At 63.8% G+C, this 26,982-nt stretch carries 22 protein-coding genes; 9 read left to right on the forward strand and 13 right to left on the reverse strand.

Translation table 11 applies throughout. From position 1 onward, the window contains the following. Positions 1-45 precede the first annotated feature (45 nt). The 4 genes from hrpB (at position 46) to nhaA (ending at position 5,915) form a co-directional block, all read left to right on the forward strand. On the forward strand, positions 46-2,508 hold the full coding sequence (hrpB, locus tag ACLGL5_RS09545) for an ATP-dependent helicase HrpB (protein ID WP_069090866.1): 2,463 nt from the start codon (positions 46-48) through the stop codon (positions 2,506-2,508). Between the two features lie 26 nt (positions 2,509-2,534). Continuing rightward, entirely contained in the window at positions 2,535-3,866 is a 1,332-nt protein-coding gene (locus tag ACLGL5_RS09550) for an ActS/PrrB/RegB family redox-sensitive histidine kinase (RefSeq protein ID WP_038651796.1), read from the forward strand. 64 nt (positions 3,867-3,930) lie between these two features. Then, positions 3,931-4,494, forward strand: coding sequence for an ActR/PrrA/RegA family redox response regulator transcription factor (locus tag ACLGL5_RS09555; RefSeq protein ID WP_019862880.1), 564 nt, complete (start codon positions 3,931-3,933; stop codon positions 4,492-4,494). Positions 4,495-4,718: 224 nt separating this feature from the next. Further along, positions 4,719-5,915 carry a Na+/H+ antiporter NhaA gene (nhaA, locus tag ACLGL5_RS09560; RefSeq protein WP_069090867.1) on the forward strand — a complete coding sequence of 399 codons (1,197 nt, stop codon included), beginning with the start codon at positions 4,719-4,721 and terminating at the stop codon, positions 5,913-5,915. Positions 5,916-5,932: 17 nt separating this feature from the next. On the opposite strand, the gene ACLGL5_RS09565 is transcribed toward nhaA, so the two are convergent. Beyond that, complete coding sequence (locus ACLGL5_RS09565; protein ID WP_171903238.1) at positions 5,933-6,433, reverse strand: MmcB family DNA repair protein; 501 nt, start codon at positions 6,431-6,433, stop codon at positions 5,933-5,935. A gap of 157 nt (positions 6,434-6,590) precedes the next feature. On the opposite strand from ACLGL5_RS09565, the gene ACLGL5_RS09570 reads away from it, so the two are divergent. Next, positions 6,591-6,977 (forward strand): hypothetical protein, encoded by a 387-nt coding sequence (locus ACLGL5_RS09570; RefSeq protein WP_069090869.1) that lies wholly within the window; start codon positions 6,591-6,593, stop codon positions 6,975-6,977. Positions 6,978-7,050: 73 nt separating this feature from the next. Here ACLGL5_RS09570 and ACLGL5_RS09575 read toward each other — a convergent pair whose 3' ends face one another. From ACLGL5_RS09575 to cueR, 3 genes are all read right to left on the reverse strand, one after another. Continuing rightward, positions 7,051-7,218: a hypothetical protein gene (locus ACLGL5_RS09575; protein ID WP_019862884.1), complete on the reverse strand. Its 168-nt coding sequence runs from the start codon at positions 7,216-7,218 to the stop codon at positions 7,051-7,053. 799 nt (positions 7,219-8,017) lie between these two features. After that, on the reverse strand, positions 8,018-8,401 hold the full coding sequence (locus ACLGL5_RS09580) for a sunset domain-containing protein (RefSeq protein WP_494372896.1): 384 nt from the start codon (positions 8,399-8,401) through the stop codon (positions 8,018-8,020). 119 nt (positions 8,402-8,520) lie between these two features. Further along, positions 8,521-8,943, reverse strand: a complete 423-nt coding sequence (gene cueR, locus ACLGL5_RS09585) for a Cu(I)-responsive transcriptional regulator (RefSeq protein ID WP_027047690.1) — start codon at positions 8,941-8,943, stop codon at positions 8,521-8,523. Between the two features lie 226 nt (positions 8,944-9,169). Between cueR and ACLGL5_RS09590 the strand changes: the two genes are divergently transcribed. Next, complete coding sequence (locus ACLGL5_RS09590; RefSeq protein ID WP_019862886.1) at positions 9,170-9,787, forward strand: L,D-transpeptidase; 618 nt, start codon at positions 9,170-9,172, stop codon at positions 9,785-9,787. Positions 9,788-9,939: 152 nt separating this feature from the next. Here ACLGL5_RS09590 and ACLGL5_RS09595 read toward each other — a convergent pair whose 3' ends face one another. The 8 genes from ACLGL5_RS09595 to ACLGL5_RS09630 form a co-directional block, all read right to left on the reverse strand. Further along, positions 9,940-10,509, reverse strand: coding sequence for a NifU family protein (locus ACLGL5_RS09595; protein ID WP_069090870.1), 570 nt, complete (start codon positions 10,507-10,509; stop codon positions 9,940-9,942). A 146-nt stretch (positions 10,510-10,655) separates the two neighbouring features. Beyond that, positions 10,656-11,147 carry a universal stress protein gene (locus ACLGL5_RS09600; RefSeq protein WP_010913128.1) on the reverse strand — a complete coding sequence of 164 codons (492 nt, stop codon included), beginning with the start codon at positions 11,145-11,147 and terminating at the stop codon, positions 10,656-10,658. Between the two features lie 281 nt (positions 11,148-11,428). Continuing rightward, positions 11,429-12,496 (reverse strand): tryptophan--tRNA ligase, encoded by a 1,068-nt coding sequence (gene trpS / locus ACLGL5_RS09605; protein ID WP_019862890.1) that lies wholly within the window; start codon positions 12,494-12,496, stop codon positions 11,429-11,431. Positions 12,497-12,647: 151 nt separating this feature from the next. Next, positions 12,648-13,949 (reverse strand): glycosyltransferase family 2 protein, encoded by a 1,302-nt coding sequence (locus ACLGL5_RS09610; protein WP_069090871.1) that lies wholly within the window; start codon positions 13,947-13,949, stop codon positions 12,648-12,650. 1 nt (position 13,950) lies between these two features. Further along, positions 13,951-14,481, reverse strand: a complete 531-nt coding sequence (locus tag ACLGL5_RS09615) for a dTDP-4-dehydrorhamnose 3,5-epimerase family protein (protein WP_019862892.1) — start codon at positions 14,479-14,481, stop codon at positions 13,951-13,953. Between the two features lie 181 nt (positions 14,482-14,662). Next, complete coding sequence (murJ, locus tag ACLGL5_RS09620; protein ID WP_019862893.1) at positions 14,663-16,243, reverse strand: murein biosynthesis integral membrane protein MurJ; 1,581 nt, start codon at positions 16,241-16,243, stop codon at positions 14,663-14,665. A gap of 46 nt (positions 16,244-16,289) precedes the next feature. Then, positions 16,290-19,091 (reverse strand): [protein-PII] uridylyltransferase, encoded by a 2,802-nt coding sequence (locus tag ACLGL5_RS09625; RefSeq protein WP_019862894.1) that lies wholly within the window; start codon positions 19,089-19,091, stop codon positions 16,290-16,292. Positions 19,092-19,181: 90 nt separating this feature from the next. Next, positions 19,182-19,979, reverse strand: a complete 798-nt coding sequence (locus tag ACLGL5_RS09630) for a glycosyltransferase family 25 protein (RefSeq protein WP_069090872.1) — start codon at positions 19,977-19,979, stop codon at positions 19,182-19,184. Between the two features lie 305 nt (positions 19,980-20,284). Between ACLGL5_RS09630 and ACLGL5_RS09635 the strand changes: the two genes are divergently transcribed. From ACLGL5_RS09635 to ACLGL5_RS09645, 3 genes are all read left to right on the forward strand, one after another. Further along, positions 20,285-22,804 (forward strand): heavy metal translocating P-type ATPase, encoded by a 2,520-nt coding sequence (locus ACLGL5_RS09635; RefSeq protein WP_494372897.1) that lies wholly within the window; start codon positions 20,285-20,287, stop codon positions 22,802-22,804. A 43-nt stretch (positions 22,805-22,847) separates the two neighbouring features. After that, entirely contained in the window at positions 22,848-23,237 is a 390-nt protein-coding gene (copM, locus tag ACLGL5_RS09640; RefSeq protein WP_019862897.1) for a CopM family metallochaperone, read from the forward strand. Between the two features lie 89 nt (positions 23,238-23,326). Then, positions 23,327-24,172: an aldo/keto reductase gene (locus tag ACLGL5_RS09645; RefSeq protein ID WP_069090874.1), complete on the forward strand. Its 846-nt coding sequence runs from the start codon at positions 23,327-23,329 to the stop codon at positions 24,170-24,172. Here the strand turns inward: ACLGL5_RS09645 and mutS are convergent, their stop codons facing one another. After that, entirely contained in the window at positions 24,173-26,899 is a 2,727-nt protein-coding gene (gene mutS / locus ACLGL5_RS09650; RefSeq protein WP_069090875.1) for a DNA mismatch repair protein MutS, read from the reverse strand. Between the last annotated feature and the right edge of the window lie 83 nt (positions 26,900-26,982).

Consider the following 26,982-nt stretch of genomic DNA (forward strand, 5'->3'; position numbering starts at 1 on the left):
GCGCCCCGGTTGCACGGTGACCGTGACCGCTGATATGCGGACGCGATGACGACAAGATCCCTGCCGGAGCTTCCGGTATCCGCCGTGCTCCCGGCGCTCAGCGAAGCGCTCGGTGCCGGCAACAGCGCCGTGCTGGTGGCGCCGCCCGGCGCCGGCAAGACGACGCTGGTGCCGCTGGCGCTGCTCGATGCGCCGTGGATGGGCACAGGCAAGATCATCCTGCTCGAACCGCGCCGGCTCGCCGCCCGCGCCGCCGCGCGCCGCATGGCGCAATTGCTTGACGAGGAGCCGGGCGCGACCGTCGGCTATGCCATGCGCATGGAAAACCGCACCTCGGCCAGGACCAGGATACTGGTCGTCACCGAGGGCGTGCTGGCGCGCATGATCCTCGACGATCCCGAACTGCCCGGCGTCTCGGCGGTGATCTTCGACGAATTCCACGAGCGTTCGCTCGACGGCGATTTTGGCCTCGCGCTGGCGCTCGACGTGCAAGGTGCGTTGCGGCCGGATCTCAGGCTGCTGGTGATGTCGGCGACACTGGATGGCGCGCGCGTGGCAAAGCTCCTGTCGGGCGCGCCAGTGATCGAAAGCGAAGGCCGCGCCTTCCCCGTCGACATAAGTTACGACGAACGGCCGGCCGGCGTCCCGATCGAGGATGCGATGGCCAAGGCGATCCGCGCCGCCCTTGCCGATGAGAGCGGCAGCGTGCTTGCCTTCCTGCCCGGCCAGCGCGAGATCGAGCGCACCGCCGAACGGCTGGCCGGCAAGGTCGGCGCCGACACCGACATCGTGCCGCTCTATGGCCAGCTCGACGGCAAGGCGCAGGACGCCGCGATCAAGCCGGCGCCGGCGGGCCGCCGCAAGGTGGTGCTGGCGACGTCGATTGCCGAGACCTCCATCACCATCGATGGCGTGCGCGTCGTCATCGATTCCGGCCTGTCGCGGCTGCCGCGCTATGAGCCGGCAAGCGGCCTGACGCGGCTGGAGACGGTGCGCGTCAGCAAGGCATCCGCCGACCAGCGCGCCGGCCGCGCCGGGCGCACGCAAGCCGGCGTCGCCATCCGGCTATGGCGCGCCGAACAGACGGCGGCACTGCCCGCCTTCACGCCGCCCGAAATCCTCGAAGCGGACCTTTCAGGCCTGCTGCTCGACTGTGCCGCCTTCGGTGTGGCCGATCCGACCGGCCTCGCTTTCCTCGATCCGCCGCCGGCGCCGGCGCTCAACGAGGCAAGGGTGCTGCTGCGCGCGCTCCATGCCATCGACGAGGCGGGGCGCCTGACGGAAGCGGGCGCTTCGATGCGCAAGCTCGCTCTGCCGGTGCGGCTTGCACATATGGTTGCCGAGGCTGCGCGAAGCGGCCATGCGGGCGAGGCGGCCATGCTGGCGGTGCTGCTCACCGAACGCGGCCTTGGTGGCGACGGCGCCGATCTGGAGCGGCGGCTGATGCGCTTTCGGGGGGAAAGATCGCCCCGCGCCACCGCCGCGCGGCAACTCGCGGAGAGGCTGGCCAGGCAGGTGGGCGCGGCGAAAGACAGTGAAGCAGCACCGGCCGGTTCTCTTCTCATCAACGCCTGGCCGGACCGCGTCGCCAAGGCGCGCGGCGAGCGCGGCCGTTTCGTGTTGGCCAATGGCTCTGGCGCCATGCTCGATGCCGCCGACCCGCTGGCGGGCGAGCCGTTTCTGGTCGTCGCCGACCTGCAGGGCAAGGCGCAGAACGCCCGCATCGCGGCCGCTGCGGCAATAAGCGAGGACGACATCCGCGCCACGCTGGCCGACCGGATCGAAACGCGTCGGCAAACCAGCTTCGACCGAGAGCGCCGCGCCGTGCGTGTGCGTGAGACGGTGCGCCTCGGCGCCATCACGCTCGCCGAACGCATGCTGCCGGCTCCTTCAGGCGCCGATGCCGACCGCGCCATAACAGATGCGTTGCGCGAGCACGGCCTGTCACTGCTGAGCTGGAGCAAGGAGGCCGAGACGCTGCGCCAGCGGCTGTCCTGGCTGCATCGTGGCCTTGGGTCCCCCTGGCCCGATATGTCGGACGAAGCGCTGATCGAGCGCCTCGACGACTGGCTGCTGCCCTTCCTGTCTGGGGCGGCTTCCCTGGCCGCCATCGATCCCGGTGTCGTCTCGGCTGGCCTCGCCTCGCTCGTGCCGCACGAACTGCAGCGCAAGGTCGATGCGCTGGCGCCGACGCATTTCGACGCCCCGTCCGGCAGCCATGTGCCGATCCGCTATGACGGCGAATGGCCTGTGCTTGCGGTGCGCGTGCAGGAACTGTTCGGCCTGGACCGCCACCCCTCGATTGCCAACGGCACCGTGCCGCTGACGCTCGAACTCTTGTCGCCGGCGCACCGGCCAATCCAGACGACGCGCGACCTGCCCGGCTTCTGGCGTGGCTCCTGGGCCGACGTGCGCGCCGACATGCGCGGGCGCTATCCCAAACATGTCTGGCCGGAGAATCCGCTGCTGGCGGCGGCTACCGCCCGCGCGAAACCGCGCGGCACCTAGCGCTTGCCCTCAAGCGGCTGTAATCCATGGCCATGATCAACATCCTGAACGCGCCCGATTTCCAGCAGAGCCAGCGGTTGCGCCTCAACACGCTGATCCGGCTGCGCTGGCTGGCCATTGTCGGCCAGAGCGTTGCGGTGCTCGTCGTCGCCTATGGGTTGAAATTTCCGCTCCCGGTCAGCCTGTGTTTTGCGCTGATCGCCTGTTCGGCCTGGATGAACCTGTTCCTGGCCTTCAGGTTTCCGGCGGCGCACAGGCTCACGCCGTTCGCCGCCTTCGGCATCCTGATCTTCGATAGCCTGCAGCTTGCCGGCCTGCTCTATATGACCGGCGGCCTGACCAATCCGTTCTCGCTGCTGATGACCGTGCCTGTCGTCATTTCGGCGACGTCGCTGCCCCTGCGCCTCACCGCCATCCTCGGCGGGTTGGTGATGCTGGCGGCGACCTTGCTGGTGTTCTTCCATCTGCCGTTGCCCTGGTATGAAGGCGCGCCGCTGGCCATGCCTTTCATCTATGTCGCCGGCATGTGGATGGCGGTGCTGTCCTCGATCGCCTTCACCGCCATGTATGCCTTCCGGGTGGCCGCCGAAGCGCGGCTTTTGGCCAATGCGCTTGCCGCCACCGAACTGGTGCTGCAGCGCGAACAGCACCTTTCGGCGCTCGACGGCCTGGCGGCGGCCGCCGCGCATGAGCTCGGCACGCCGCTCGCCACCATCACGCTCGTCGCCAAGGAGATGGAAAAGGCGCTCGGCAGCGACCCGAAATATGGGGAGGACGTGAAGCTGCTGCGCTCGCAAAGCGAACGCTGCCGCGAAATCCTCAAGCGCCTGACCAGCCTGTCGTCGGAGGGCGAGGCGCATCTGTCCCGCTTGCCGCTGACCTCGCTGGTCGAGGAGGTCACCGCGCCGCATCGCGACTTCGGCATCTCGATCAAGCTCCGCCCGGGCGAACGCAGCGGGCCGGAGCCGGTCGGGCGGCGCAATCCGGGCGTCATCTACGGCCTCGGCAATCTGGTCGAGAACGCCGTCGATTTCGCCCGCAAGAGCGTCACCGTGCGCTGGAGCTGGGACGAGGCGGCCGTCACCTTCTCGATCATCGATGACGGGCCTGGTTTCCCACCTGAAATCATCGACCGCATCGGCGAGCCCTATATGTCGACGCGTCAAGGCACCGAGGCCGGCGGAGGCCTGGGACTCGGCCTGTTCATCGCCAAGACGCTGCTCGAACGCTCGGGCGCCACGCTCGATTTCCGCAATTCGAGCGGCCTGGGCGAGGGCGCCGTGGTGCAGATTTCGTGGCCGAGATCGGTCTTCCTGAACCCGGAAACGGCCCCGGCCACCATGTTTGACACTGCGTAAATTGGACAATAGCGGCGCAAAACTATATCTGCGTAAAATTAAGGCAGCAGGAATTCTTACGACGATGACAGGCGATGAAAATATTGGCGCAATGGTTGAAGGCGAGGACACCTCGCTTCTGATCGTCGATGACGACAAGCCGTTCCTCACGCGTCTCGCCCGCGCCATGGAAACCAGGGGTTTTATGGTCGAGACCGCCGAGAGCGTCGAGGAGGCGGTGGGCAAGGCCCGCGCCAATCCGCCGGCCTACGCCGTGGTCGACATGCGGCTCGGCGACGGCAACGGCCTCGATGTCGTCGCCGCCATCCGCGAGAAGCGCGAGGATTCCCGCACCATCATCCTGACCGGCTACGGCAACATCGCCACCGCGGTGACGGCGGTGAAGCTCGGCGCCGTCGATTATCTGTCGAAGCCTGCCGACGCCGACGACATCTTCGCCGCCCTCACCCGCACCTCGGGCGAGCGCGCCGCACCGCCGGAAAACCCGATGTCGGCCGACCGCGTGCGCTGGGAGCATATCCAGCGCGTCTACGAAATGTGCGAGCGCAACGTTTCCGAAACAGCGCGCCGGCTCAACATGCACCGCCGCACGCTGCAGCGGATACTGGCCAAGCGCGCCCCGCGATGAGACTGTTTGGAAATTCTACTCTGGCGGCCATCTGATGGCGTTTTCTGCGCTTCCGGTGCTCACGGACCCGAACGTCCGCTCCGCTCCGGTTCTCGAAACCACCACCATATGACTCGCCAGAGCGAATTTCGAAACAGTCTCTGAGACGCCCAAGCACGGTCGGATACTGTCCGGAGGCCGGAGTTTGAGCATCATCGCAAGTGACGCGGTTTAACGGAGGCGACATGCAGGATTTGAAGCAGCGGCCGATTTCCGTCTTCCGCGAATTCCTCGACAGCGAGGCGGCCGGCGGCATCATCCTGATGGTGGCGGCGGCACTGGCCTTGATCGTCGCCAACTCACCGCTTGCCGAAACCTATTTCTCCGTTCTCCATGCCTATCTCGGCCCGCTCAGCGTGTCGCATTGGGTCAATGACGGGCTGATGGCGGTGTTCTTCCTGCTCGTCGGGCTGGAGATCAAGCGCGAGATGCTGGACGGCCAGCTGTCGACCTGGCCACGCCGCGTCCTGCCCGGCATCGCGGCGGCCGGCGGCATGGTGGTTCCGGCGCTGGTCTATGTCGCCATCAATCGCAACAATTCGGCGGCACTCTCCGGCTGGGCGATTCCGACCGCCACCGACATCGCCTTCGCGCTTGGCGTGCTGTCGCTGCTCGGCAGCCGCGTGCCGGCTTCGCTGAAGGTCTTCCTGACCGCGCTCGCCATCATCGACGACCTCGGCGCCGTCATCATCATCGCCATCTTCTATACGAGCGGCCTGTCGCTCATCTATCTCGGCGCCGCCTTCGCCGTCATTGCGGTGCTTGTCGTGCTCAACCGCATGCGGGTGATGACGCTGGTGCCCTATCTCGTGCTCGGCGCAATCCTGTGGGTATTGGTGCTGAAATCGGGCGTCCACGCCACGCTTGCCGGCGTTGCGCTCGCGCTGACCATTCCGCTCGAGCGTTCCGCCGGGATCGGTCACGATCTCGACCATTCGCCGCTGCACAGGCTCGAGCACGGCCTGCACAAAATCGTCCCCTTTTTCGTCATCCCGATCTTCGGCTTCGCCAATGCCGGCGTTTCGCTCGCCGGCCTGAGTTTTGGCGCGCTGATAGAGCCGCTGACGCTGGGCGTCGCCGCCGGCCTGGTGGTCGGCAAGCTGGTCGGCGTGTTCGGCTCCTCGGCACTTGCCATAAGGCTCGGCCTGGCCGACCTGCCGGCCCATGCCGGCTGGTCGCATATGATCGGCATCTCGCTGCTCTGCGGCATCGGCTTCACCATGAGCCTGTTCATCGGCCTGCTCGCCTTCGCAAGCGATGTGGCTCTGCAGGACGCGGTCAAGGTCGGCATCCTTGCCGGCTCCTTCATCGCCGCCATCATCGGCGCTGCCGTGCTGCTGATGGCGCCGGCCGCGGGTGGAGCGGAAGAAGAGACGGAGTAGGGGCGCGGTTCCGCGAACTACTCGCTCTCCCCCTCGAGTGCCGGCACCGAGACGCCGGCCAGCTCCGCCGCCAGCAGCCGCGCCGCGCCGGCGCGCGCGATCCGCAGCATCAGTGCCTTGCGTGTTGCCGCCGCCATGCGGTGCTCCGGCGCCTCGCGCAGGATTTCGGCGCCATAGCCGTCGGAGAGGATGAAGCCGCACTCCTCCGGAAAGATCTCCGCCGGCACGCCGGGGTGGGTGGCGAAGAAGAAGCGGTCGGAGTGCAGCCGGTAGTCGGGCCATTTGCGGTCGACCCGGAAATCCTCGATCGAGGATTTGATTTCGATGATCCAGATGTCGCCCTGGCGGGTCAGCGCCACGAGGTCGGCGCGACGGCCGGTGGCCAGCGACAGTTCAGGCAGCACATGCGCGCCCATCGCCATGAGCAGCCGCTGCACGCCGCGCCGCACCAGCATGGCGCGTTCCGACTGGCGACCGTCGAGGAGGGGGTTGATTGCGATGGGGGAAATGATCGGCATGGCAGGCACCATGCCAGATTTTGTTCACGGTTTGAACCCGCCTTGTGATGGCGATTATATATTTGACAAACCTGGCCGGGTCCTCGACGGGCCGGCGTATCCCCGCTGACAATTAGGCTTAGCTAATATATGCTGGCCCTCAAAAGCGAGGGGTATCATGAAACAGCCACGGGGATGGATCGCGCTGGCATGGCTTCTCTTGGCCGGCGACGCAGATGCCCACGATTGGTATACCGGCAAAAAAGACCCGGTTCTGCGCTATGATTGCTGCGGCAACAAAGATTGCCATCCGATAGACTCTCGCGCTGTGAGAGAGACCAAAGACGGCTATTACGTCCGCTTGCCCCGCCCTGCCTATCTCAGTGAGCCACAAGAGCCGGAGTGGTTTATCCCCAGGGAACGCGCCCAAGTTTCCATTGATGACCGCTACCATCTCTGTGAGCGTTTAATGACGTTCTATCGAACGATCATTCCCCATACGAAGTTCGAGGCCTACTACAGATTCAGATGGACGTGTTTCTTCGTGCCTAAGGGCACGAGTTAAATTCGATCTAGCGCTACCCAGCCGTAGGGAGATGGCTACCACTGTAGGACCGGTGCGGCTCCTGCGCCGGGAATCAGTTCGATTCGCGCTGACGAACGCGTTGTTTTTCGAGGAACCGCTTGGCGTGTTCCCCCCACTCCGCTGCCGTGGTTTTGTGCTCTTGAACGTACGTGTCGAAAGCCTTGCGCAGAGCGTCCAGGTCCAAAGCCCAAAACTGCTTGTCTTTTTCGTCGTTCAACATTGTCTCACCAAGCCCATTGGGCTGACGGTATGCCCTTCAAATCAAGCCTTCAAGAACCGATCCTGACTTCTTTTGGGTGTATCGGCCCTAAATATTCATCCCGTGAAAAGGTGCGGAACAGGTTCTGCTCTCTGGAGTTGGGCAGTCCGTGGGCGGGACTTCAGTCTTAATTGAGCTGAAGCTAATATATGTATAGCTTAGGCAGTGCGGAGACGATCCCAAAAGCCTGACCCGCAACGACCCGGCACGACCCCATGTCCCCCCGACTGCGAGCGTGCCGGGTCGTTCCTACGGGGTGCGTTGCAAGCGGCGCATGCAAGGCACGATCGCTCGTGGAACAATGGTCGATTACGCAATCGCTCTCTGCCGGCCGATTGGGTTGGCGAACCCCAGCCCTAGGGGCCTTCCGTGATCGCGCAATATCCGGCTGGGGGCAGTCTGGTATTCATCTCTCTGGAGCCCTATGTCGTGGCGATCAACTTGCGCTCTTCACTAGAGGGCGGCAAGACTAAAGTCTTGCGTGCCGGTGTACAAAGGTCTGAGGGGACCTTTTAAGTTCCTCAAATGTCCATTGGACGTTCCGTTACTTTAGTTAGCCGACATATAAGGACTGACGTAAGGAATATGCCTGGCGTAATGGCCGGCGCAGTTTGGCTTTGGGTCTAAAGGGGGCTGCACCGGCCATTGCGGGTTTGGGCTTTGGGTGTGATTGTCCCCGCGCTGATTAACTTATATGTATATTAGCGATCGCGCAAATAAGACTGAAGTCCCTGGTTCGGCCGGACCTGGCCGGACGTTCTCATAATCTTGATTTTCGCCAGCCAGCCTTTCGAGCGTCTTGTTCCGAACAGAACCAGCGTTCGCCCTTCCACAGGCTGATCCGGGTCTCGTTGTAATATTGCTGTCCGGGAACGTGATAGATGCGCTCGCCCGTATTGTAGCTGATATTTCCCTTGATATTGCACCCACGAGAGGCGGCCCGGCCTTGACGGCGATCAGGCTGGCCAGGATGGCGATCGCCGCGGCAATCAATGTCCACCAGATGGTGTTGCGCGAGGGACGCCAATGCCGGCGACCCCTGGCACGCCTTCGCCAGCGGTCGGAACGATTGTCGTAGCGAGACTTGTCCACTCCCCCTCCCGAGAGGAGAATGCCGCCGCTCTGGCGAGGAGTCTATAAGCATTGCCTAACTTAATGGCGCGCCGTCTTGGCCGGTAGAGGGCGAACAATGGCGCCCAATGCGGCGCATGACCGGAAGCCATCTCGCTGGGTGGTCTGCCCAAAATCCCTTGCTAGGGTCTGCTATGGTCTCGCTGAGACGGCCTTGTCGCCAGGCGCCGCAGCCCCTGCCATGTCATCCAGGATCGGGCAATCCGGCCGCTCGTCGCCATGGCAGGCGTGGATCAGTTTCTGCAGGGTCGAGCGCATCGACTGCAGCTCGCGCACCTTCTCCTCGATGGCCGTGACATGAGCGGCGGCGATCTCGCGCACGTCGGCGCTGGCGCGGCCGCGATCCTGGTACAGCGCCATCAGCTGGCGGCAATCGTCGATCGAAAAACCGAGGTTGCGCGCGCGGCGCAGGAAGGTCAGCCGATGGATGTCGTCACCGGAATAGTCGCGGTAGCCGTTGGCGGCGCGCGCCGGCGCGATCAGACCGATCTCCTCATAGTAGCGAATGGTCTTGGCCGGCAGGCCTGAACGATGGGCGGCATCGCCGACATTCATGGCGTGGTCCTCGATTTTGCCGGGCCTGCGAGTCAGGCCCATTGAATTTCCTTCACAATCCGGTGAAGGCTGTTGCTGAAATGCCATACTGATACGCATACCAGCACGTAAGTCCCAGCATATAGGCATCGTGCGCTTGGCAAGCAAAGCAAATGCCAGCATGAATGATCGCAAGAAAGCGGCCAACTCGTGCCGCTGACATTTGGGCAGGGCACCGGATCATCTCATGCGCATGAAGTCGCTTGCAATAATTGCCGCATTGGCGCTGTCCACGGCCATCGCCGGCTGCAGCACCATCGGCGGGCAGATCTTCTCCAACGACTACGGCGCAGTGACCGATGCTGGCTACCAACTGCCGCGCATCCCGATCGAAAAGGTGCCGAGGCAGTATCACCGGCAGGAAGTGAACTACGACACCAAGGAAAAGCCAGGCACCATCATCGTCGATACGCAGAACAAGTATCTCTACTTCGTCGAGGGTGACGGGCTCGCGATCCGCTACGGCATCGGCGTTGGTCGCGAAGGCTTCGAATGGCACGGCACCGCCCATATCGCGCTGAAGCGCGAATGGCCGACCTGGACGCCGCCCCGCGAAATGATCAGGCGCCAGCCGGAACTGGCGAAGTTCGCCAATGGCATGGAGCCGGGCCTGAAGAACCCACTTGGCGCGCGCGCCATGTATCTCTTCAACAAGGGCGGCGACATGGGCTACCGCCTGCACGGCAGCCCGGAATGGAATTCGATCGGCAAGGCGATGTCGTCCGGCTGCATCAGGCTGATGAACCAGGACATCATCGATCTCTATGACCGCGCCTCGGTCGGCGCCAAGGTCATCGTGATGTAAGGACCAGGATCCCTCGCGGGATCATGGCCAACGAGAAGGCAAGTTCGTACGCGGACCGTCTAGGCAACAACGGACGTCCCAAACAGAAAACCGGGCAATTCGGCCCGGTTTTTTGTTTTTTACGACCGAAATCGTGCTGGCAACGGGGGTGGTCAGGCGACCTGTTCGACCTGCTGCACTTCCGGCACGAAATGCCGAAGCAGGTTCTGGATGCCGTGCTTCAGCGTCGCCGTCGATGACGGGCAGCCGGCGCAGGCGCCCTTCATATGCAGGAACACCGTGCCGTTCTCGAAGCCGCGGAAGGTGATGTCGCCGCCATCCTGGGCCACCGCCGGGCGCACCCTGGTGTCGAGCAGTTCCTTGATGGTGATGACGAGTTCCTCGTCCGCCTTGTCGTAGAACTCGCCGGTCTGGCTGGTCTCTGCGGCCGGGCCGCTTTTCGCCATGACAGGCGCGCCGGACATGAAATGCTCCATGATGGCGCCGAGGATCGCCGGCTTCAGGTGCTGCCAGTCGGGGCCGTCCTTGGTCACCGTGATGAAATCGTAGCCGAAGAAGACGCCGGTGACACCGGGGATTTCGAACAGCCGGCCGGCCAGCGGCGAGGCCGTTGTCGCACTGTCGGCATCGCGGAAATCGGCGGTACCTTCCATCAGCACTTCCTTGCCGGGCAGGAATTTCAACGTCGCCGGATTGGGCGTCGATTCGGTCTGGATGAACATGGCCGTCTCCGTGCCCGTTACGGGCAGATAGTTTGGAATAGTTCTAAATAGGCCTTATCGGCTGGACATTCAAGCGAAACGCATCGCCCGAACGGCTGGCTGGCGGAATGTTTTTGCTGGCTGGGGGACAGAATCCCGGGCGGGCTTCAAGCGAGGCTGTCGATCTCCTCGTCGGACAGATTCTGCGGCACCACCGTGACCGGAATGGGGAAGGCGGCGCCCTTGCCGGCCACGGCACCGACCAGCGGCCCGGGGCCTTCCTTGCCGGCGCCGGCCGCCAGCACCAGGATGGCGATGTCCTGGTCTTCCTCGATCAGTTTGTGGATCTCTTCCGTCGGCTTGCCTTCACGCACCACCATCTCCGGCTCGATGCCGAGCTTCTGGCGTACCTTGTTGGCATAGCCATCGAGAGCCGCGCGCGCCGTGGCGTTCGCCTCCTCCCGCATGATCTTCTCGACGCCCAGCCAATGCTGGAAATCGTCCGGTACTATGACATAGAGCAGCACCAGCGTGCCGCTGGTGCTCTGCGCCCGCTTCGAGGCGTAGGCGACGGCGCGCTCGCACTCGGGCGTATCGTCGATGATCGTCAGGAATTTCCTGCGATGACCGGCTTCGCGGCTGAGGCGTTTGGAGACCATGTCTATCTACCTAGTGTCGTGATTTCGAAGTTCGCCTGCTTTCGATATCGCGCTCCGAGCGAACTTCGAAATCAAAAACGACACTAGAAATCAATCGTTTGCTCGTGTCCCTGATTTTGAAATTCGCATTGCCCTTGATATCCAACTCTGGCTGATTTCAAAATCAGTGACGCGAGTGCGTTTTCGGCCGCAATCTGCCACCGCCGCCGACCGGCGGCAAGCCGCCGACCTTAGGCCAGTATGTCTTGTGCAGGAATGGTGCGCTGCACTGACGATTCGGATCAGCTCTGAAGCAGCCCGATGATGTCGCGCACCGTCTTCATCGTCGTTTCGGCGAGCACGCCGGCGCGTTCGCCGCCGTCCCTGAGCACCGCGTCGACATAGGCGCGGTCGCCTTCGATGCGGCGCATCTCGCCGGCGATCGGCGCCAGCTTCTCCACCGCAAGGTCGGCCAGTGCCGGCTTGAACACGGAAAACTGCTGGCCGCCGAATTCCTTCAGCACGTCGGCCTTCGACATCTCGGCCAGCCCGGCATAGATGCCGACAAGGTTTTCCGCTTCCGGCCGGCTTTCCAGCCCGTCGACTTCGCTCGGCAAAGCCTCTGGATCGGTCTTGGCCTTGCGGATCTTTTTCGAGATGGTGTCGGCATCGTCGGTCAGGTTGATGCGCGACAGGTCCGACGGATCCGACTTCGACATCTTCTTCGAACCGTCGCGCAGGCTCATGATGCGCGCCGCCGGGCCGCCGATCACCGGCTCGGTGATCGGGAAGAAGCCGTTCACCGTCTCCTCGCCGACCTGCATCTCGACGCCGACGCCAAGCCTGGCGATGCGGTCGGAAAAATCATTGTTGAATTTCTGGGCGATGTCGCGGGTCAGCTCGAGATGCTGCTTCTGGTCCTCGCCCACCGGCACATGCGTGGCGCGGTAGAGCAGGATGTCGGCAGCCATCAGCGAGGGATAGGCGAGCAGGCCCAGCGAGGCATTTTCGCGGTCCTTGCCGGCCTTGTCCTTGAACTGCGTCATCTTGTTCATCCAGCCGATGCGCGCGACGCAATTGAAGATCCAGGCGAGCTCGGCATGCTGCATCACCCGCGACTGGTTGAAGACGATGTGCTTCTTCGGGTCGATGCCCGAGGCAAGGAAGGCGGCGGTGATCGAGCGCGTCTGGTCTGCGAGGTCGTCATAAACGAGCTGCGCGGTCAGCGAATGCAGGTCGACGACGCAGTAGATGCAATCGGACGTTTCTTGCAGGGCGACGAATTTTTTGATGGCGCCGAGATAGTTGCCGAGATGCAGATTGCCGGTCGGCTGGACGCCGGAGAAGACGAGTGGCTTGAAGGCGGACATAGGTTTCCTCATGGCTTGTGGAGGGCCGTAAAAGCGTGATTCCAAAAAGTTGCAGACTTTTTGGAGCCGATCATGCGGCTGGAAACCGCACGCGGCGAAAGTCTTGCGACGGCGCGCTTATGGACGAAGGGTGAAAAACCGGCAAGAGCTATCAGCGGGTTGGACGGAACTTTGCCAGCAGCCGCGCGCCTTTTGCAACAATGCTTCGCCACCCCAACGGGGTCACCTCTATGTCGCCAACGCCGATGCCGTTGCGTGCCGCGGGTCTTTGCAATCTGGTGAGATGAAGCTCCAGGATCGTATGATCGTCCCTTCGCAGCGCCGTTTCAAACGTCGCTTGTGCGTTCCAGAGGTTGCCTTCTTGGCGCACGTTGCAAAGGCTTGCCACAGCCAGCTGGCCGTTTACGGACAATTTGAGCTTGGTCAGCGCCTCGCGTAGAGGGTGCCGGATGTCCAGGCGAATCCGCGCCTTGCCGGCATATTTGAACGGCACAAGCAGCTTTGGGCGCGGATTGCAGCCGACCCACAATACCCAGTCGCCGCCCGCTTGGAGTGGAAACCAATCGAGCGCTTTGGGCGAGTTGTCCTGCTTGATGACCTCACGCTGTCTGAGCTTGCGCAGATCCGGGCGGACGACGCCCTTGGCCATCGCATTCTGACTCGAAACCTGACCATTTTCATAGCGCCCGTAATCCGGATGCACGACCACCATGTAGGCGCCGGCGGCCTTCGCCTTGGCCAGCTCGGACGCCAGAAAGCCGTTATATCCCGGCCGGGCCATTCGCCGGACCATTCGCTCCTGCTCGTCCGAAGTGTGGCTCGTATAACTCAGGTAGCGGTGGCCGGCCGCGAATTTGTGGACGGTGATCCGCTGTGTCGAGACAAAATTCATCCCGGACCCTGCCGCCCGCAAAAGGAAATCCGCGTCAACGGGCGCTGTGATCTCTTTGGGATGGCGCCATTTCCCAATTCGATCGGCGACGTCGCGTCGGTGACCGAAACTGGAAGGCGGGAAGAAGTGCCTGAGAGCGGTGTCCGATTCGTCGAAGATGCCGGTCACCCACCGGAAATTGCTTGCCCTGGGGCCATGAAATATCGCGCCGCTCACGACAAAGTCCGGCTGCGGGCTGTGCCCGAAAAGATCTGCCAGTGCCTGGAGATGGTCCGGAGCCCAGATATCGTCATGACCGAGATAGGCAATATATCGCCCGCACGACATCTCTATGCCCGCATTGTTGGGGAAGGCTTGGCTGCCGCCGTGCTCGGGCAGGTTCAACCAGCGGATTTGCGGAGACGCGAGCGCCCGAACCACATCCGCGGTATCGTCAGTGCAGCAATCGCCTACCACCAACAGCTCGAAGTCCCGACAGGTCTGGCTCAGCACCGATTGGATCGACGGAAGAATATGCCTGCCGCGATTGTAGGTGGCCATGATGACGGAAAACGTGGTCATGTTATCCGAATTTGTAGGGGATGCCCGGATGATCGAAGGGGATTCGTGATTTGTCCGGATGCTTAGGATCGTAGACGGTTGTCGGCATGTTGATGAATGTCGCGGTGCTCCTGCCCCGATTCTGAATCCCGTGAACGACATAGGGCGGAATCGTCAGCAGGATCTTGTTTGCCGCGCCGACGTCGAGGACCTTCAGTTTTTCGTAGGTCGGACTATCCTCGCGCAGATCGTAGAGCACGACCCTCAGGTCGCCATTTGTATAGGCGAGCCGGTCGAACTGTCGCTTGTGATAGACCCACGCCCTGATCGATCCCGCCTCGGCCGATACCAGATAGACATGTGGCGGGGGGCTTATGGGCTCCACCAGTGCCGACATGAGGACCGTAAGCTCGCCACGCTTGTCGCCCCTTGTAACCAGCCGCTGCATTCGCACGCCCGCTATCGGATTTTCACTGGAAATGTCTTCCAGAAGCGGAACGTCGTCTCCCCAAGGCTGGTCATCAACAAAATCTTCGAGTGACAGCCTGTCCATCGAGCCCTCCAACGTTAGCGGCAAATGCAATCTAGGCTTGTCCTGCTGTCAGTCGGCGCCAAAGGCAATACACGAGGAGGCGATGGCGCCTCAGCGCTCGCATATCCACAGGGATTCTCGCATATCAACAGGGATTAAGGCGGTCGAACGGCATCCGGTAGTATCAAGAGTCCGGGGATCGTCAGCCGACAGGCGGCGATCCCTTACGCCCGATGTTTCTTCGGATCATGCCGAAATCGGCGCCGCCGGTGGCAAAGGCGGTGACGAAGTAGAGCAACGCCCCGCCGGCCACCAGTGCCAGCAGCGTCGTCGCCTTGACGACCAGCGGCGAGCCGGGACCGAGCCTGACGGCCAGCCAGTGCTCGGCGAAATACAGCGCCACCGCCATCACCGCCGCCGACAGCACCAGCCGGGGAATGCGCTTCAGGAGGGGCACGTCGCGGCCCCAATGGCCGCGCCGGATCAAGACCGCAAGCAGCATCAGCGCGTTGACCCAGCCGGCCACGGCCGAGGCCACCGCAATGCCGGGTGCGCCCATCCTGGGAAACAGCGTCAGCGCGGTGGCGACGTTCACCGCCACCGAGATGGCGGCGAAGATCATCGGCGTGCGCGTGTCCTCGCGGGCGAAATAGCCCGGGGTGAAGGCCTTGATCAGCACGAAGGCCGGCAGGCCAAGGCCGAAGATCGCCAGGATCGCCGCCACGGTCGGGGTCGAATGGTTGGCGGCAAACGCGCCGCGCTCATAGACCAGCCGCACGATCGGCTCCGACATCACCCAGAGCGCCGCCGCCGCCGGCAAGGTCATGAACAGAGTGAACTCGACGGAGCGGTTCTGCAGATTGGCGGCCTCGATGAGATTGCCCGATTTTAGCGCCCGCGACAGTTCGGGCAACAGCACGATCGCCACCGCCACGCCGACGACACCGAGCGGCAGCTGATAGACGCGGTCGGCATAGGCGAGCGAGGACACCGCACTGTCCTGCGCCGACGCGATCGCCGTGCCGATCAACTGGTTGATCTGGGTGATGCCGCCGGTGATCGCCGCCGGCAGGGCCAGGATCAGCAGGCGCTTGACGTTCGGCGTCATCTTCGGCCGGCGGAAGCCGATCGAGATGCCGGCATTGCGCACCGCCACCCAGACGATGGCGAGCTGCACCAGCCCCGCCGCCAACACGCCCCAGGACAGGCTGAAGCCCACGGCATGCGCATCCAGCCCGTGATACCAGGCATAGCCAAGCACGCTGATCAGGATGATGTTGAGGAAAGCGGGCGCGATCGCCGCCGCGAAATAGCGGCGCAGCGAATTCAGCATGCCGGCCATCATGGCCGCGAGCGACATGCAGATGAGATACGGGAACATGATCGTCGCCAGCAGGACGGTCGTCTCGAATTTGCCCGGCGTGTCGGCAAAGCCCGGCGCCACCAGGTAGCGCACGATCAGCGGCATCGCCAGTTCCATGGCGATGGTCAGCGCCAGCAGCGCCGAGAACAGCACGCCGAACACTTCCTCGGAAAAACGCTTGGCGCCGTCGGTGCCGTGCGTTTCGATCTCCTTGGCAAACAGCGGCACGAAGGCGGCGTTGAACGCGCCTTCGGCAAACAGCCGGCGAAAGGTGTTGGGGAACTGGAAGGCGGCGTTGAAGGCGTCGGCCACCGGTCCGGTGCCGAGCGCTGCCGCCATCAGCATCTCGCGGCCGAAACCAAGCGCGCGGCTCATCAGCGTGCCGGAAGCGACCGTTGCGAATTTCTTGACGAGGCTCATGCTTTTGGGAACTGCCTGCGGAATTGGGACAAAGTGATGGAGGTTGTCACTCGGCCGCCGCCTTGGCCTTGCCGCCGCGTTCGGGCGCGATGCCTTCGAGCGCTGCCATGAGCCGGTTGCGGATGGTGGCGATGCGGGTCGGGTTGTCGATCTTCTGGCCGGTGAGGTCTGTCACATAGAAGGTGTCGATGACCTTTTCGCCGAAAGTGGTGATGTGCGCCGAGGCGATGTCGAGCGACAGGTCGGACAGCGTGCCGGTGATCTCAGACAGCAGGCCCGGGCGGTCGAGCCCCTCGACCTCGATGACCGAAAACCGGTTCGACAGCGCGTTGCGGATTTCGGCGCGTGGCGGGATCTTGAACACCTTGGCGCCGCGCTTTGGCTTGGTGCGCTTCTCGATCATCTCCGGCAGCCAGCTCTTGCCCGACAGCACGTCCTCGATCAGCCGGCCGACACGCTCGGCACGACGGCGTTCGTCCTCGTCACGGTCGAATTCCCTCGAAATCAGGATGGTGTCGAGCGCGCGGCCGTCGGCGGTGGTGAAGATCTGCGCGTCGACGATGTTGCCGCCGGCGCCGACGCATGCCCCGGCAATGACCGACAGAAGGCGGGGGTGGTCCTGCGCCAGCACGGTGATTTCGGTCACCGCCTCGAACTGGTGGGTCTTGACCATGGTGGCGAGCTTCTTGCCGGCCGCGTCGGCCTCGCGGACGAATTCGGCGTGGCGCAGCTGATCCGGCAGGTCGACCGTGAGCAGATAATTCTCGTAATGCAGCCCGACATAGCGCTTGCGGTCCTTGTCGGACCAGTCCGCGAGTGCCTCGGCCAGGCGTTCGCGCGCCGCCGCCGTGCGCTGGGCGCGCGACACTTCCGAGAAACCGCCGGTCAGGAGCAGTTCGGTCTCGTAGTAGAGCGTGCGCAGCAACTGGCCCTTCCAGCCGTTCCACACACCCGGCCCGACGCCCCTGATGTCGCAGACAGTGAGGATCAACAAGAGCTTCAGCCGCTCGACCGACTGCACGATCGAGGCGAAATCCTCGATGGTCTTACGGTCGTTGAGGTCGCGGGTCTGCGCCGTCATCGACATGACGAGATGGTTCTCGACCAGCCAGGCGACGGTTTCCGTGTCCGCCGCCGACATCCCCATATGCGGGCAGATGCGCCGTGCGATGCGGGCGCCGGCCTCGGAATGGTCCTCCGGCCTGCCCTTGGCGATGTCGTGCAGCAAGACGGCGACATAAAGCGCCTCGCGGCTCTTCTTCAGGCCGGGCATCAGCGAATGCGACAGCGGATGCACCTTTTCGCCATCGCCGCGCTCGATCTCGGCCAACACGCCGATGCAGCGGATCAGGTGCTCGTCGACCGTGTAGTGGTGGTACATCGAGAACTGCATCATGGCGACGATCTTGCCGAAATCGGGGATCAGCCTGCCCAGCAGCCCCGCCTCGTTCATGCGCCGCAGATTGAGTTCGGCATTGCGGTCGGAGGTCAATATGTCGAGGAACAGCCGGTTGGCCTCTTCGTCGCGCCGCAGCGATTTGTTGACCAGGCCGAGCGAGCGGGTGAGCAGCTTCAGCGCATCGGGGTGGAATTCCAGCCCGTGCTTGTCCGCGAACCAGAACAGCCTGAGCAGATTGACCGGATCGCGCTCGAACACCTGGTCGTCGGCGATGTTGATGCGGTGGTTGTCGACAATGAAATCGGACGTGCCGGCAAGCTTGCGCTTGCGGCGCTGGAAGGTGAGGAAGATGCGGTTGAAGCCGGGAACGTGCTTGGCCTGTTCCTCCTCGAGCGCCGCGCAAAAGATGCGGGTCAGGTCGCCGACATCCTTGGCGACAAGGAAATAGTGTTTCATGAAGCGCTCGACCGCCGACAGGCCGGGATGGGTGGTGTAGCCGAGCCGCTCGGCGATCTCGCGCTGGATGTCGAAATGCAGCCGCTCTTCGGCCTTGCCGGTGAGGAAATGCATGTGGCAGCGCACCGCCCACAGGAAGTCCTCGGCCTTCTGGAACTCGCGGTACTCGGCCTCGGTGAAGACGCCCTTTTCGACCAGTTCCTCGCCGGTGCGCACCCGGTAGAAGTATTTGCCGATCCAGAACAGCGTCTGCAGGTCGCGCAGGCCGCCCTTGCCGTCCTTGACGTTGGGTTCGACCAGGTAGCGGCTTTCGCCGGCCTTGGCATGGCGCTCGTCGCGCTCGGCGAGCTTGGCCTGGACATATTCCGGGCCGGTCGTGCGCACCACCTCGTGGTCGAAGCGCAGCATCAACTCGTCATAGAGCTTGCGTTCGCCCCACAGGAAGCGCGCTTCCAGGATCGAGGTGCGGATGGTGATGTCGGTGCGCGACAGCCGCAGGCACTCGTCGATGTTGCGGGTGGCGTGGCCGACCTTTAGGCCGAGATCCCACAGCATGTAGAGCATGTATTCGACGGTCTGCTCGCCCCACGGTGTCTGCTTGTAGGGCAAGAGGAACAGAAGATCGATGTCGGATCCCGGCGCCAGCGTGCCGCGGCCATAGCCGCCGACCGCCACGACGGCCATGCGTTCGGCCGACGAACGGTTCTTCACGCGGTACACATGCGTCGCCGCGAAATCGTAAAGCGCCCGGATCAGCTCATCCATCAGATGCGACAATCGCTCGGCGCAGGCATTGCCGCCGCCATCCTCCTTCAGCATGGCCTCGGCAATCCTCCGGCCTTCGGCGAGCCGGGCCTTGAGAAGCTGCAGCACACCGGCGCGGGCGGCGGCTCCCGAACCGTCACCCGCCGTGGCCGTCGTCAGCGCGGTCATCTCGCGGCGCAAGGCTTCGCCGTCGATCAGTTCATCGAGCTTCAGGGAGATTTTCGCCATAGGTATCAGTCGGCCTTGCCATTTGGGCGGCGTCTATAGCGTGTTTTCGCGGCGCTGGGTATGGGGCCTTCTGGTGGCCCGGCAAGCGGGCTAGTCCGTTGCCTCGATCGGATCGATGGGAACGACGATCCGTTGCCGGAATCTGCAGAAATCGGCGATCCACCGTGCGGTTCGCCTGGCCTCTCTGCTGATTCTCACGGTCATCGGCTTCCTCTGCCTTGTCATAAGCCCGCTAGCGGTCCGCGCGGCATCGCGTTCCTGGTCAAGCAGGCTTGGCAGCCTTCCGTCGACGAATTGATCCTGTGCGCAGAGCGCCGGAACAAGTTGGTAGATGGTCTTGCCGGCCGACATGACGGGGTTGAAGATGAGATCATCGGTAGCAATGCTGACCTGCGCCGTTGCCTCCAGAAAGTCGCGCGCCGTCCGCCGCGAGAGCAGATAACCGCCGGCCCCCGGATGGCCCTTGCGGAGCCGGGCCATGGAAAAACCATGTCCGGCAGAGGTCCTTCTCCTCTGGATCACGGTTGTGGAGAAGAATGTCTCGAGCTTCACGACATCGGCGTCCACCGGCACCCAACTCGTATCGCCCAGCAACGCCCCGGCCCTACTGGAGAAGACCATGTCGTCCTCGAACACGGCGCCGTATGGGGCCTCATCCTGGGCAATGATCGTCCAGCAGGCTCGATGACTGTGCAGGCAGGCGATTTCGCTGCCGGAGAGCGGCCGGGTGGCGTGTATTGCGTGCTGCGGCTGCAGAATCAGGTCGGGATGTTCCTTGCCATCGACCCCCGCGACCCGTTCGAACCCAACGCCGATGCGGGCGAATTCCCTCGACATGTGGGCAAGCCGCTCGGGAGATCGATCGAGGTTGATGACCAGACGCTTCATTTTCACGAGCTATTTTTTCAAAACCCTTGCTTCCAGCGAACCGGCGGGAACCGCCAAGCACTGCGGGAGCCTTCAAGCACAGGTGATGCTATGGTTTGTTGATCTTTCTCGGGTGGATATCATGCCGCAATGGCAGAGCCAACAGAGGACGTCGCGTGCCATTTGCTTCGACACGATGTGGCCACCTGGTACAGGGTGAGCGGCCAATGCCGGGCCAGAAACGAAAAAATCGGAACAGCCCTTGACCTTCCAGTTACTGGAAGCACTACCTCCGCGATCAGGCAGAGGCATAGAGGCATTTTGGAATGACGCACCCAGACCATGACCATCGCGGCGATCACCACGCACAAGGCGCGCACGGCAGCTGTTGCGCGCCGAAAGGCGCCGATACTGCAGCCGTTCTGCGCGATCCGGTCTGCGGCATGACCGTGGATCCAGCCGTCGGCAAGCCGACATCGGAGCATGGCGGTCGCCTCTACCATTTCTGCAGCGAGCGCTGCCGTTCGAAATTCCAGGCCGAGCCGGAACAATACCTCACGGCCACCGACCCCGTCTGTGGCATGAGCGTCGACCGTGCCACAGCCAGGCACTTCGTGCGCCATGAAGGCCAGGGCTTCTATTTCTGTTCCGCCGGCTGCAAGGCGAAATTCGAGGCGGCACCGCAGACTTATCTCGGCGACAGGCCGGCACCGCCGCCCGCGCCCAAGGGCACGCAGTACACCTGCCCGATGCATCCCGAAATCGTCCGCGACAAGCCCGGCTCCTGCCCGATCTGTGGCATGGCGCTTGAGCCGATGGGCGTGCCATCGGGCGATGAAGGGCCAAATCCCGAACTGGTCGATTTCACCAGGCGGTTCTGGGTCAGCGCAGTCCTGTCGATCCCGCTTCTGATCGTCGCGATGGCGCCAATGATTGGAGTGTCGTTCGAAAGCTGGGTCGATGATCGCACAAAAGTCTGGATAGAATTGCTCCTGGCAAGCCCGGTGGTGCTCTGGGCCGCTTTTCCCTTCTTCCACCGTGGCTGGGAGTTTGTCCTCAACCGCAGCCCCAACATGTGGACGCTGATTTCGCTAGGCGTCGGCGCGGCCTACATCTACAGCGTTGTCGCCACCCTGTTTCCGGACATCTTCCCGCATCAGTTCCGCGGCCATGGCGGCGCGGTGCCGGTCTATTTCGAGGCCGCCGCCGTTATTGTCGCGCTGGTTTTCCTCGGCCAGGTGCTGGAATTGCGTGCCCGCGAAAAGACCGGGTCGGCAATCCGCGCCTTGCTCGATCTGGCGCCGAAGACCGCGCGCCGTATGGCCGAAGACGGTTCCGATGCCGATGTGCCGCTGGACAGCGTCAAGGCTGGCGATCGCCTGCGTATCCGGCCCGGTGATGCCGTGCCGGTCGACGGCACGGTGCTCGAAGGCCGCTCCTCCATCGACGAATCGATGATCACGGGCGAGCCGCTGCCGGTCGAAAAGGCCGAGGGCGACGCTCTCACCGGTGGCACGCTCAACAAACAAGGTTCGCTGATCATGCGTGCCGAACGGATCGGCGCAGAGACCACGCTGGCGCGCATCGTCGAACTCGTCGCCAAGGCACAGCGCTCGCGCGCGCCGATCCAGGGGCTGGCAGACCGCGTTTCCTTCTACTTTGTCCCGGCCGTCGTCCTTGTCGCCGTTGTGGCCTTCATCGCCTGGGCCGTCTTCGGCCCCGAGCCCAGCCTGATCTTCGCCATCGTCTCGGCGGTCTCGGTGCTGATCATCGCCTGTCCCTGTGCGCTTGGCCTCGCCACGCCGATGTCGATCATGACCGCCACCGGACGCGGGGCGCATGCTGGCGTGCTGATCAAGGAAGCCGCCGCGCTCGAACGCTTCGCCTCCGTCGACACGCTGATCGTCGACAAGACCGGCACGCTGACCGAGGGCAGACCGAAACTGACGGATGTCGTCGTGGCAACCGGCTTTTCCGAAGACGAATTGCTGGGGCTCGCCGCGAGCCTGGAGAAGGGCTCGGAACATCCGCTGGCCGAGGCCATCGTCGAGGGCGCCGCGGCGCGCGGTGCGACCGTCACCGACGCCGGCGATTTCGAGGCGGTTACCGGCAAGGGTGTTTCCGGCACGGTGTCGGGTAAGGCCGTCGCGCTCGGCAATGCCGCGATGATGGGCGATCTCGGCGTTGACGTTTCCGCCGTTTCGGCCGGCGCAGAAGCGCTGCAGGGCGATGGCAAGACGGCGATGTTCGTCGCTGTCGGCGGCAGACTGGCCGGCATCGTCGCCGTCGCCGATCCCATCAAGGCGACCACCGCCGAGGCGATCAAGGCGCTGCATGACAGCGGACTCAGGATCATCATGGCGACCGGCGACAATGAGCGCACGGCCAACGCAATCGCCAAAAGCCTCGGCATCGACGAGGTTCGCGCCGGCCTGTTGCCGGAACAGAAGGCAGCCCTGGTCGAGGAACTGCGCGGCAGGGGCGCCGGCGTCGCCATGGCCGGCGACGGCGTCAACGATGCGCCGGCCTTGGCCAGCGCCGATGTCGGCATCGCCATGGGCACCGGCGCCGATGTCGCGGTCGAAAGCGCCGGCATCACTTTGGTCAAGGGCGACCTCAACGGCATCGTGCGCGCCCGCACGCTGGCCCAGGCGACGATCGGCAACATCCGCCAGAACCTGTTCTTCGCCTTCCTCTACAATGTCCTTGGCGTGCCCGTCGCCGCAGGCGTGCTCTATCCGCTCACCGGCATGCTTTTGTCGCCGATGCTGGCGGCAGCGGCGATGAGCCTATCTTCCGTCTCGGTCATCGCCAACGCATTGCGGCTGCGAACGTTGAAACTCTGATCCAAACCCCCAAATACGAAACTCAACCAACAGGAGACCATGAATGACCTTGGCCAAGAAACTCGTGCTTTTGCTGATGGCGGCGGGAATGCTGCTCGCCGTCTTCCTCGAAAGCGTTCCGGCGCAGAGCGAAGAGATGAAACACGACATGGCGGGCATGGCGATGGGTGCGCAAAGCCCTGCCACCGTTGGCTACAAGAAGGCGATGGACAAGATGCACAAGGACATGATGGTCAAATACACCGGCAATGCCGATGTCGATTTTATCAGGGGCATGATCCCGCACCACCAGGGCGCCATCGACATGGCCAAGGTCGAGCTTGCCAACGGTAAGGACCCGGAAATCCGCAAGCTCGCCGAAGGCGTCATCGCCGCGCAGGAAGCCGAGATCAAGCAGATGCAGGATTGGCTCGCCGCGCATCCAGTGAAGTGAGCCTTTCGCGACGGGGAGATTTGGGCGAGAACGCCTCTGGATTCTCTCGCCCGCCCTATGATGCGATTCGGCCTCAAACGGAGCCTGCCATGCCATCCACCATCAGAACCACCACGCTGCCTTCTGGCGAAGCCATTCAAGTGCTCGGCCAGGGCACGTGGAAGATGGGTGAGGATTCGCGTCGCCGTGCCGATGAGGCCAACGCTCTCAAACTCGGCCTCGATCTTGGCCTCACGCTGATCGACACCGCCGAAATGTATGCCAGCGGCGGCGCCGAGGAAGTGGTGGCGCAAGCCATTGCCGGGCGCCGCGCCGAGGTCTTCGTGGTCTCGAAAGTTTTGCCATCGAACGCGTCGCGCGCTGGCGTCCAGCGCGCCTGCGAGAACAGCCTGAAGCGCCTGCGCACCGACCGCATCGATCTCTATCTCCTGCATTGGCCGGGCAGCGTGCCTTTGGCGGAGACGGTCGAAGCCTTCGAGGCCTTGAGGAGGGCCGGCAAGATCCGCCATTGGGGCGTCAGCAATTTCGACACCGAGGACATGGAGGACCTGGCCGGTTTGCCCGACGGTGGCAACGTCCAGACCAACCAGGTGCTTTACAATCTGGTCCGACGTGGCCCCGAATTCGATCTGGCGCCCTGGAGCCGCAAGCGCGGCATCCCTCTGATGGCCTATTCGCCGGTCGAGCAGGGCGCGCTGGCACGCAATACTGGGCTTGACGCCGTCGCCGCCCGTCACAATGCGACCGCGGCACAAATCGCCCTGGCCTGGGTGATGCAGCAGGAAGGCGTCATCGCCATTCCGAAAGCCAGCAGCCAGGAGCACGTCCGCCAGAATTTTGCGGCGCTCGACATAAAGCTCACAGCTGGGGATCTCGCCGATCTCGACCGTGCGTTCCCGCCACCGACGCGCAAGCGTGGGTTGGAGATGATCTAATTACTTCCCCGCCAGTCCCTTCAGCCGGTAAAGCGCTTCCAGCGCTTCCCTCGGCGTCATCTCGTCGGGGTTGATCTCGCCCAGCGCGGCGCCGAGCGCGTCGCTCTTCACCGGCTTCGACGCCTCCCGCTTCATGGCCACGGAAAACAGCGGCAGGTCGTCGACCAGCCGGTTGGTCTTGCCGGAAACCTCGCCTTCCTCCAGCTGGTGCAGCACCTGCTTGGCCCGGTCGACCACCGCTTCCGGCAGGCCGGCGAGCCGCGCCACCTGCACGCCATAGGAGCGGTCGGCGGCACCCTTGCCGACCTCGTGCAGGAAGACGACGTCGCCTTCCCATTCCTTGACCCGCATGGTGACGTTGTGGAGCCGCGCCAGCTTGCCGGCGAGCGAGGTCATTTCGTGGAAATGGGTGGCGAAGATCGCCCGGCAGCGGTTCTTCTCATGCAGGTACTCCACCGCCGCCCAGGCGATCGACAGGCCGTCGAAGGTGGCGGTGCCGCGGCCGATCTCGTCGAGGATCACCAGCGCCCGTTCGCCGGCCTGGTTGAGGATCGCCGCCGTCTCGACCATCTCGACCATGAAGGTCGAACGGCCGCGCGCCAGATCGTCCGAGGCGCCGACTCGCGAGAACAGCCGGTCGACGACGCCGATATGGGCCGATGTTGCCGGCACGAAGGAGCCGGTCTGGGCCAGGATAGCGATCAGCGCGTTCTGCCGCAGGAACGTCGATTTACCGCCCATGTTCGGGCCGGTCAGCAGCCAGATCGCGCCGTTCTTGGCGTTCCCCTCCGGCGACAGGTCGCAATCATTGGCGACGAACGGCCCGTCGCCGGAACGGCGCAAGGCCTGCTCGACAACCGGATGCCGGCCGCCGGAGATTTCGAAGGCAAGGCTGGAATCCACCACCGGCCGGCACCAGGCTTCGCTTTCCGAAAGCAGCGCCAGTGCCGCCGAGACATCGATCGCTGCCAGCGCATCGGCGCCGGCACGGATCTTTTCCGCCTCGCCGACGGCTTGCGCCGTCAGCGCATCGAACGCCGCCAGTTCGATGCTGAGCGCCCGGTCTGCCGCGTTGGCGATCTTGGTCTCGAGTTCGGCAAGCTCCGTCGTGGTGAAGCGCATGGCATTGGCCATGGTCTGGCGGTGGATGAAGCGCGCCTTGGCGCCATCGCTGCCGGTCATGATCGCATGATGGTTGGCGGTCACCTCGATGTAGTAACCCAGCACATTGTTGTGCCGGATCTTCAGGGAACGGATGCCGGTCTCCTCGATCAGCGAGCGCTCCAGCCCGGCGATCACTTTTCGCGATTCGTCGCGCAACGCCCGCATCTCGTCGAGTTCCGGGTGGTAGCCGCCGCGCAGGAAGCCGCCGTCGCGCTTGAGCAGCGGCAGTTCCTCGCCGAGCGCCTGCGTCAGATGCTGGGCAAACGCCTGCGGCAGCGCCTGGATGGCGGCCATTGCAACCGCCAGTTCCTGGGGCAGGGCGGTTGCGGCGAAGATTTCGACGATAGCGCCGGCCGCCTCGAAACCGGCGCGTAGTGCGCCGAGGTCGCGCGGGCCGCCGCGGTTGAGCGCCAGCCGGGACAGAGCGCGCGGCATGTCGGCGACGCTTTTCAGGCTCGTCCGCACCGCCTGGCAAAGCCGGGTTTCGGAGCGGAAGAACGATACCGAATCCAGGCGTGCGCCAATCGCCGCCGGGTCGGTCAGCGGCGCCATCAACCGGTCGGCGAGCAGCCTTGCGCCGCCGCCGGTCACCGTGCGGTCGATCGCCTTGAACAGCGAGCCCTCGCGGCTGCCGGACAGCGTGCGTAAGAGTTCGAGATTGCCGCGCGTCGCCGGATCGATGAACAGGGTCGAGCCCTGCTCCTCGCGCTCCGGCCGCGACAAAGGCGGCCGCTCGGCCTTCTGCGTCTTCTCGACATAGGCGATGGCGCCCGAGATGGCCGACAGTTCGGCGCGCGAGAACGTGCCGAAACTGTCCGGCGTCGCCACGTCGAAGAAGCGGGCGATGCGCCCGGTGGCCGAGGCAGAATCGAACAGCGACGGCGGCTGTGGATTTGCGACGCGGCCGAGCACGTCGAACACCGGCTTCAGTTCGGGATCATGGAACACCGGCTCGGCGACGATCAGCTCGCGCGGATCGACACGGAAAATGTCGGCCAGCAGCCGGTCGGCGGTGGTCTCGGCAACGCGGAAGGCGCCGGTCGAGATGTCGATCCAGGCAATTGCGAAGGAATGGTCGCTGCCGCCCTTCACCCGGCCCAGCGCCATCAGGAAGCTCGATTCCGACGGCGCCAGCAATTTGTCCTCGGTGATGGTGCCCGGCGTCACCAGCCGCACCACGTCGCGGCGCACCACCGATTTGGAACCGCGTTTCTTGGCCGCAGCCGGATCCTCGATCTGCTCGCAGACGGCGACGCGGAATCCCTGGCCGATCAGCTTCTGCAGATAGTCGTCGGCCGCATGCACCGGCACGCCGCACATCGGGATATCGTGGCCCTGGTGCTTGCCGCGCTTGGTCAGGACGATGCCCAGCGCCCGGCTCGCCTTTTCGGCGTCGTCGAAGAACAGCTCGTAGAAATCGCCCATGCGGTAGAACAAGAGCGAATCCGGGTTCGCCGCCTTGATCTCGATGAACTGCTCCATCATCGGCGTGACGGCGGCCGTGCCGGGCGGCGGCGTCATCACCTCGGGGGCGTCGGGCTCATTCGCTAGGTGCATGTTCATGGCGCGGCACGCTAGCAGATGTGTTGGCCGGGTTTAATGCCGGGGCTTCGAAAAGCAGGGGAAGACCGAGGCGATCGTTTGCA

This window comes from Mesorhizobium sp. U510 (assembly GCF_059180695.1).

Excerpts from the sequence above, each read along its gene's own strand:
- hrpB (WP_069090866.1), top strand. The coding sequence starts at position 46 with ATGACGACAAGATCCCTGCCGGAGCTTCCGGTATCCGCCGTGCTCCCG.
- ACLGL5_RS09550 (WP_038651796.1), top strand. The coding sequence starts at position 2,535 with ATGGCCATGATCAACATCCTGAACGCGCCCGATTTCCAGCAGAGCCAG.
- ACLGL5_RS09555 (WP_019862880.1), top strand. The coding sequence starts at position 3,931 with ATGACAGGCGATGAAAATATTGGCGCAATGGTTGAAGGCGAGGACACC.
- nhaA (WP_069090867.1), top strand. The coding sequence starts at position 4,719 with ATGCAGGATTTGAAGCAGCGGCCGATTTCCGTCTTCCGCGAATTCCTC.
- ACLGL5_RS09565 (WP_171903238.1), bottom strand. The coding sequence starts at position 6,433 with ATGCCGATCATTTCCCCCATCGCAATCAACCCCCTCCTCGACGGTCGC.
- ACLGL5_RS09570 (WP_069090869.1), top strand. The coding sequence starts at position 6,591 with ATGAAACAGCCACGGGGATGGATCGCGCTGGCATGGCTTCTCTTGGCC.
- ACLGL5_RS09575 (WP_019862884.1), bottom strand. The coding sequence starts at position 7,218 with ATGTTGAACGACGAAAAAGACAAGCAGTTTTGGGCTTTGGACCTGGAC.
- ACLGL5_RS09580 (WP_494372896.1), bottom strand. The coding sequence starts at position 8,401 with ATGCTTATAGACTCCTCGCCAGAGCGGCGGCATTCTCCTCTCGGGAGG.
- cueR (WP_027047690.1), bottom strand. The coding sequence starts at position 8,943 with ATGAATGTCGGCGATGCCGCCCATCGTTCAGGCCTGCCGGCCAAGACC.
- ACLGL5_RS09590 (WP_019862886.1), top strand. The coding sequence starts at position 9,170 with ATGCGCATGAAGTCGCTTGCAATAATTGCCGCATTGGCGCTGTCCACG.
- ACLGL5_RS09595 (WP_069090870.1), bottom strand. The coding sequence starts at position 10,509 with ATGTTCATCCAGACCGAATCGACGCCCAATCCGGCGACGTTGAAATTC.
- ACLGL5_RS09600 (WP_010913128.1), bottom strand. The coding sequence starts at position 11,147 with ATGGTCTCCAAACGCCTCAGCCGCGAAGCCGGTCATCGCAGGAAATTC.
- trpS (WP_019862890.1), bottom strand. The coding sequence starts at position 12,496 with ATGTCCGCCTTCAAGCCACTCGTCTTCTCCGGCGTCCAGCCGACCGGC.
- ACLGL5_RS09610 (WP_069090871.1), bottom strand. The coding sequence starts at position 13,949 with ATGACCACGTTTTCCGTCATCATGGCCACCTACAATCGCGGCAGGCAT.
- ACLGL5_RS09615 (WP_019862892.1), bottom strand. The coding sequence starts at position 14,481 with ATGGACAGGCTGTCACTCGAAGATTTTGTTGATGACCAGCCTTGGGGA.
- murJ (WP_019862893.1), bottom strand. The coding sequence starts at position 16,243 with ATGAGCCTCGTCAAGAAATTCGCAACGGTCGCTTCCGGCACGCTGATG.
- ACLGL5_RS09625 (WP_019862894.1), bottom strand. The coding sequence starts at position 19,091 with ATGGCGAAAATCTCCCTGAAGCTCGATGAACTGATCGACGGCGAAGCC.
- ACLGL5_RS09630 (WP_069090872.1), bottom strand. The coding sequence starts at position 19,979 with ATGAAGCGTCTGGTCATCAACCTCGATCGATCTCCCGAGCGGCTTGCC.
- ACLGL5_RS09635 (WP_494372897.1), top strand. The coding sequence starts at position 20,285 with ATGACGCACCCAGACCATGACCATCGCGGCGATCACCACGCACAAGGC.
- copM (WP_019862897.1), top strand. The coding sequence starts at position 22,848 with ATGACCTTGGCCAAGAAACTCGTGCTTTTGCTGATGGCGGCGGGAATG.
- ACLGL5_RS09645 (WP_069090874.1), top strand. The coding sequence starts at position 23,327 with ATGCCATCCACCATCAGAACCACCACGCTGCCTTCTGGCGAAGCCATT.
- mutS (WP_069090875.1), bottom strand. The coding sequence starts at position 26,899 with ATGAACATGCACCTAGCGAATGAGCCCGACGCCCCCGAGGTGATGACG.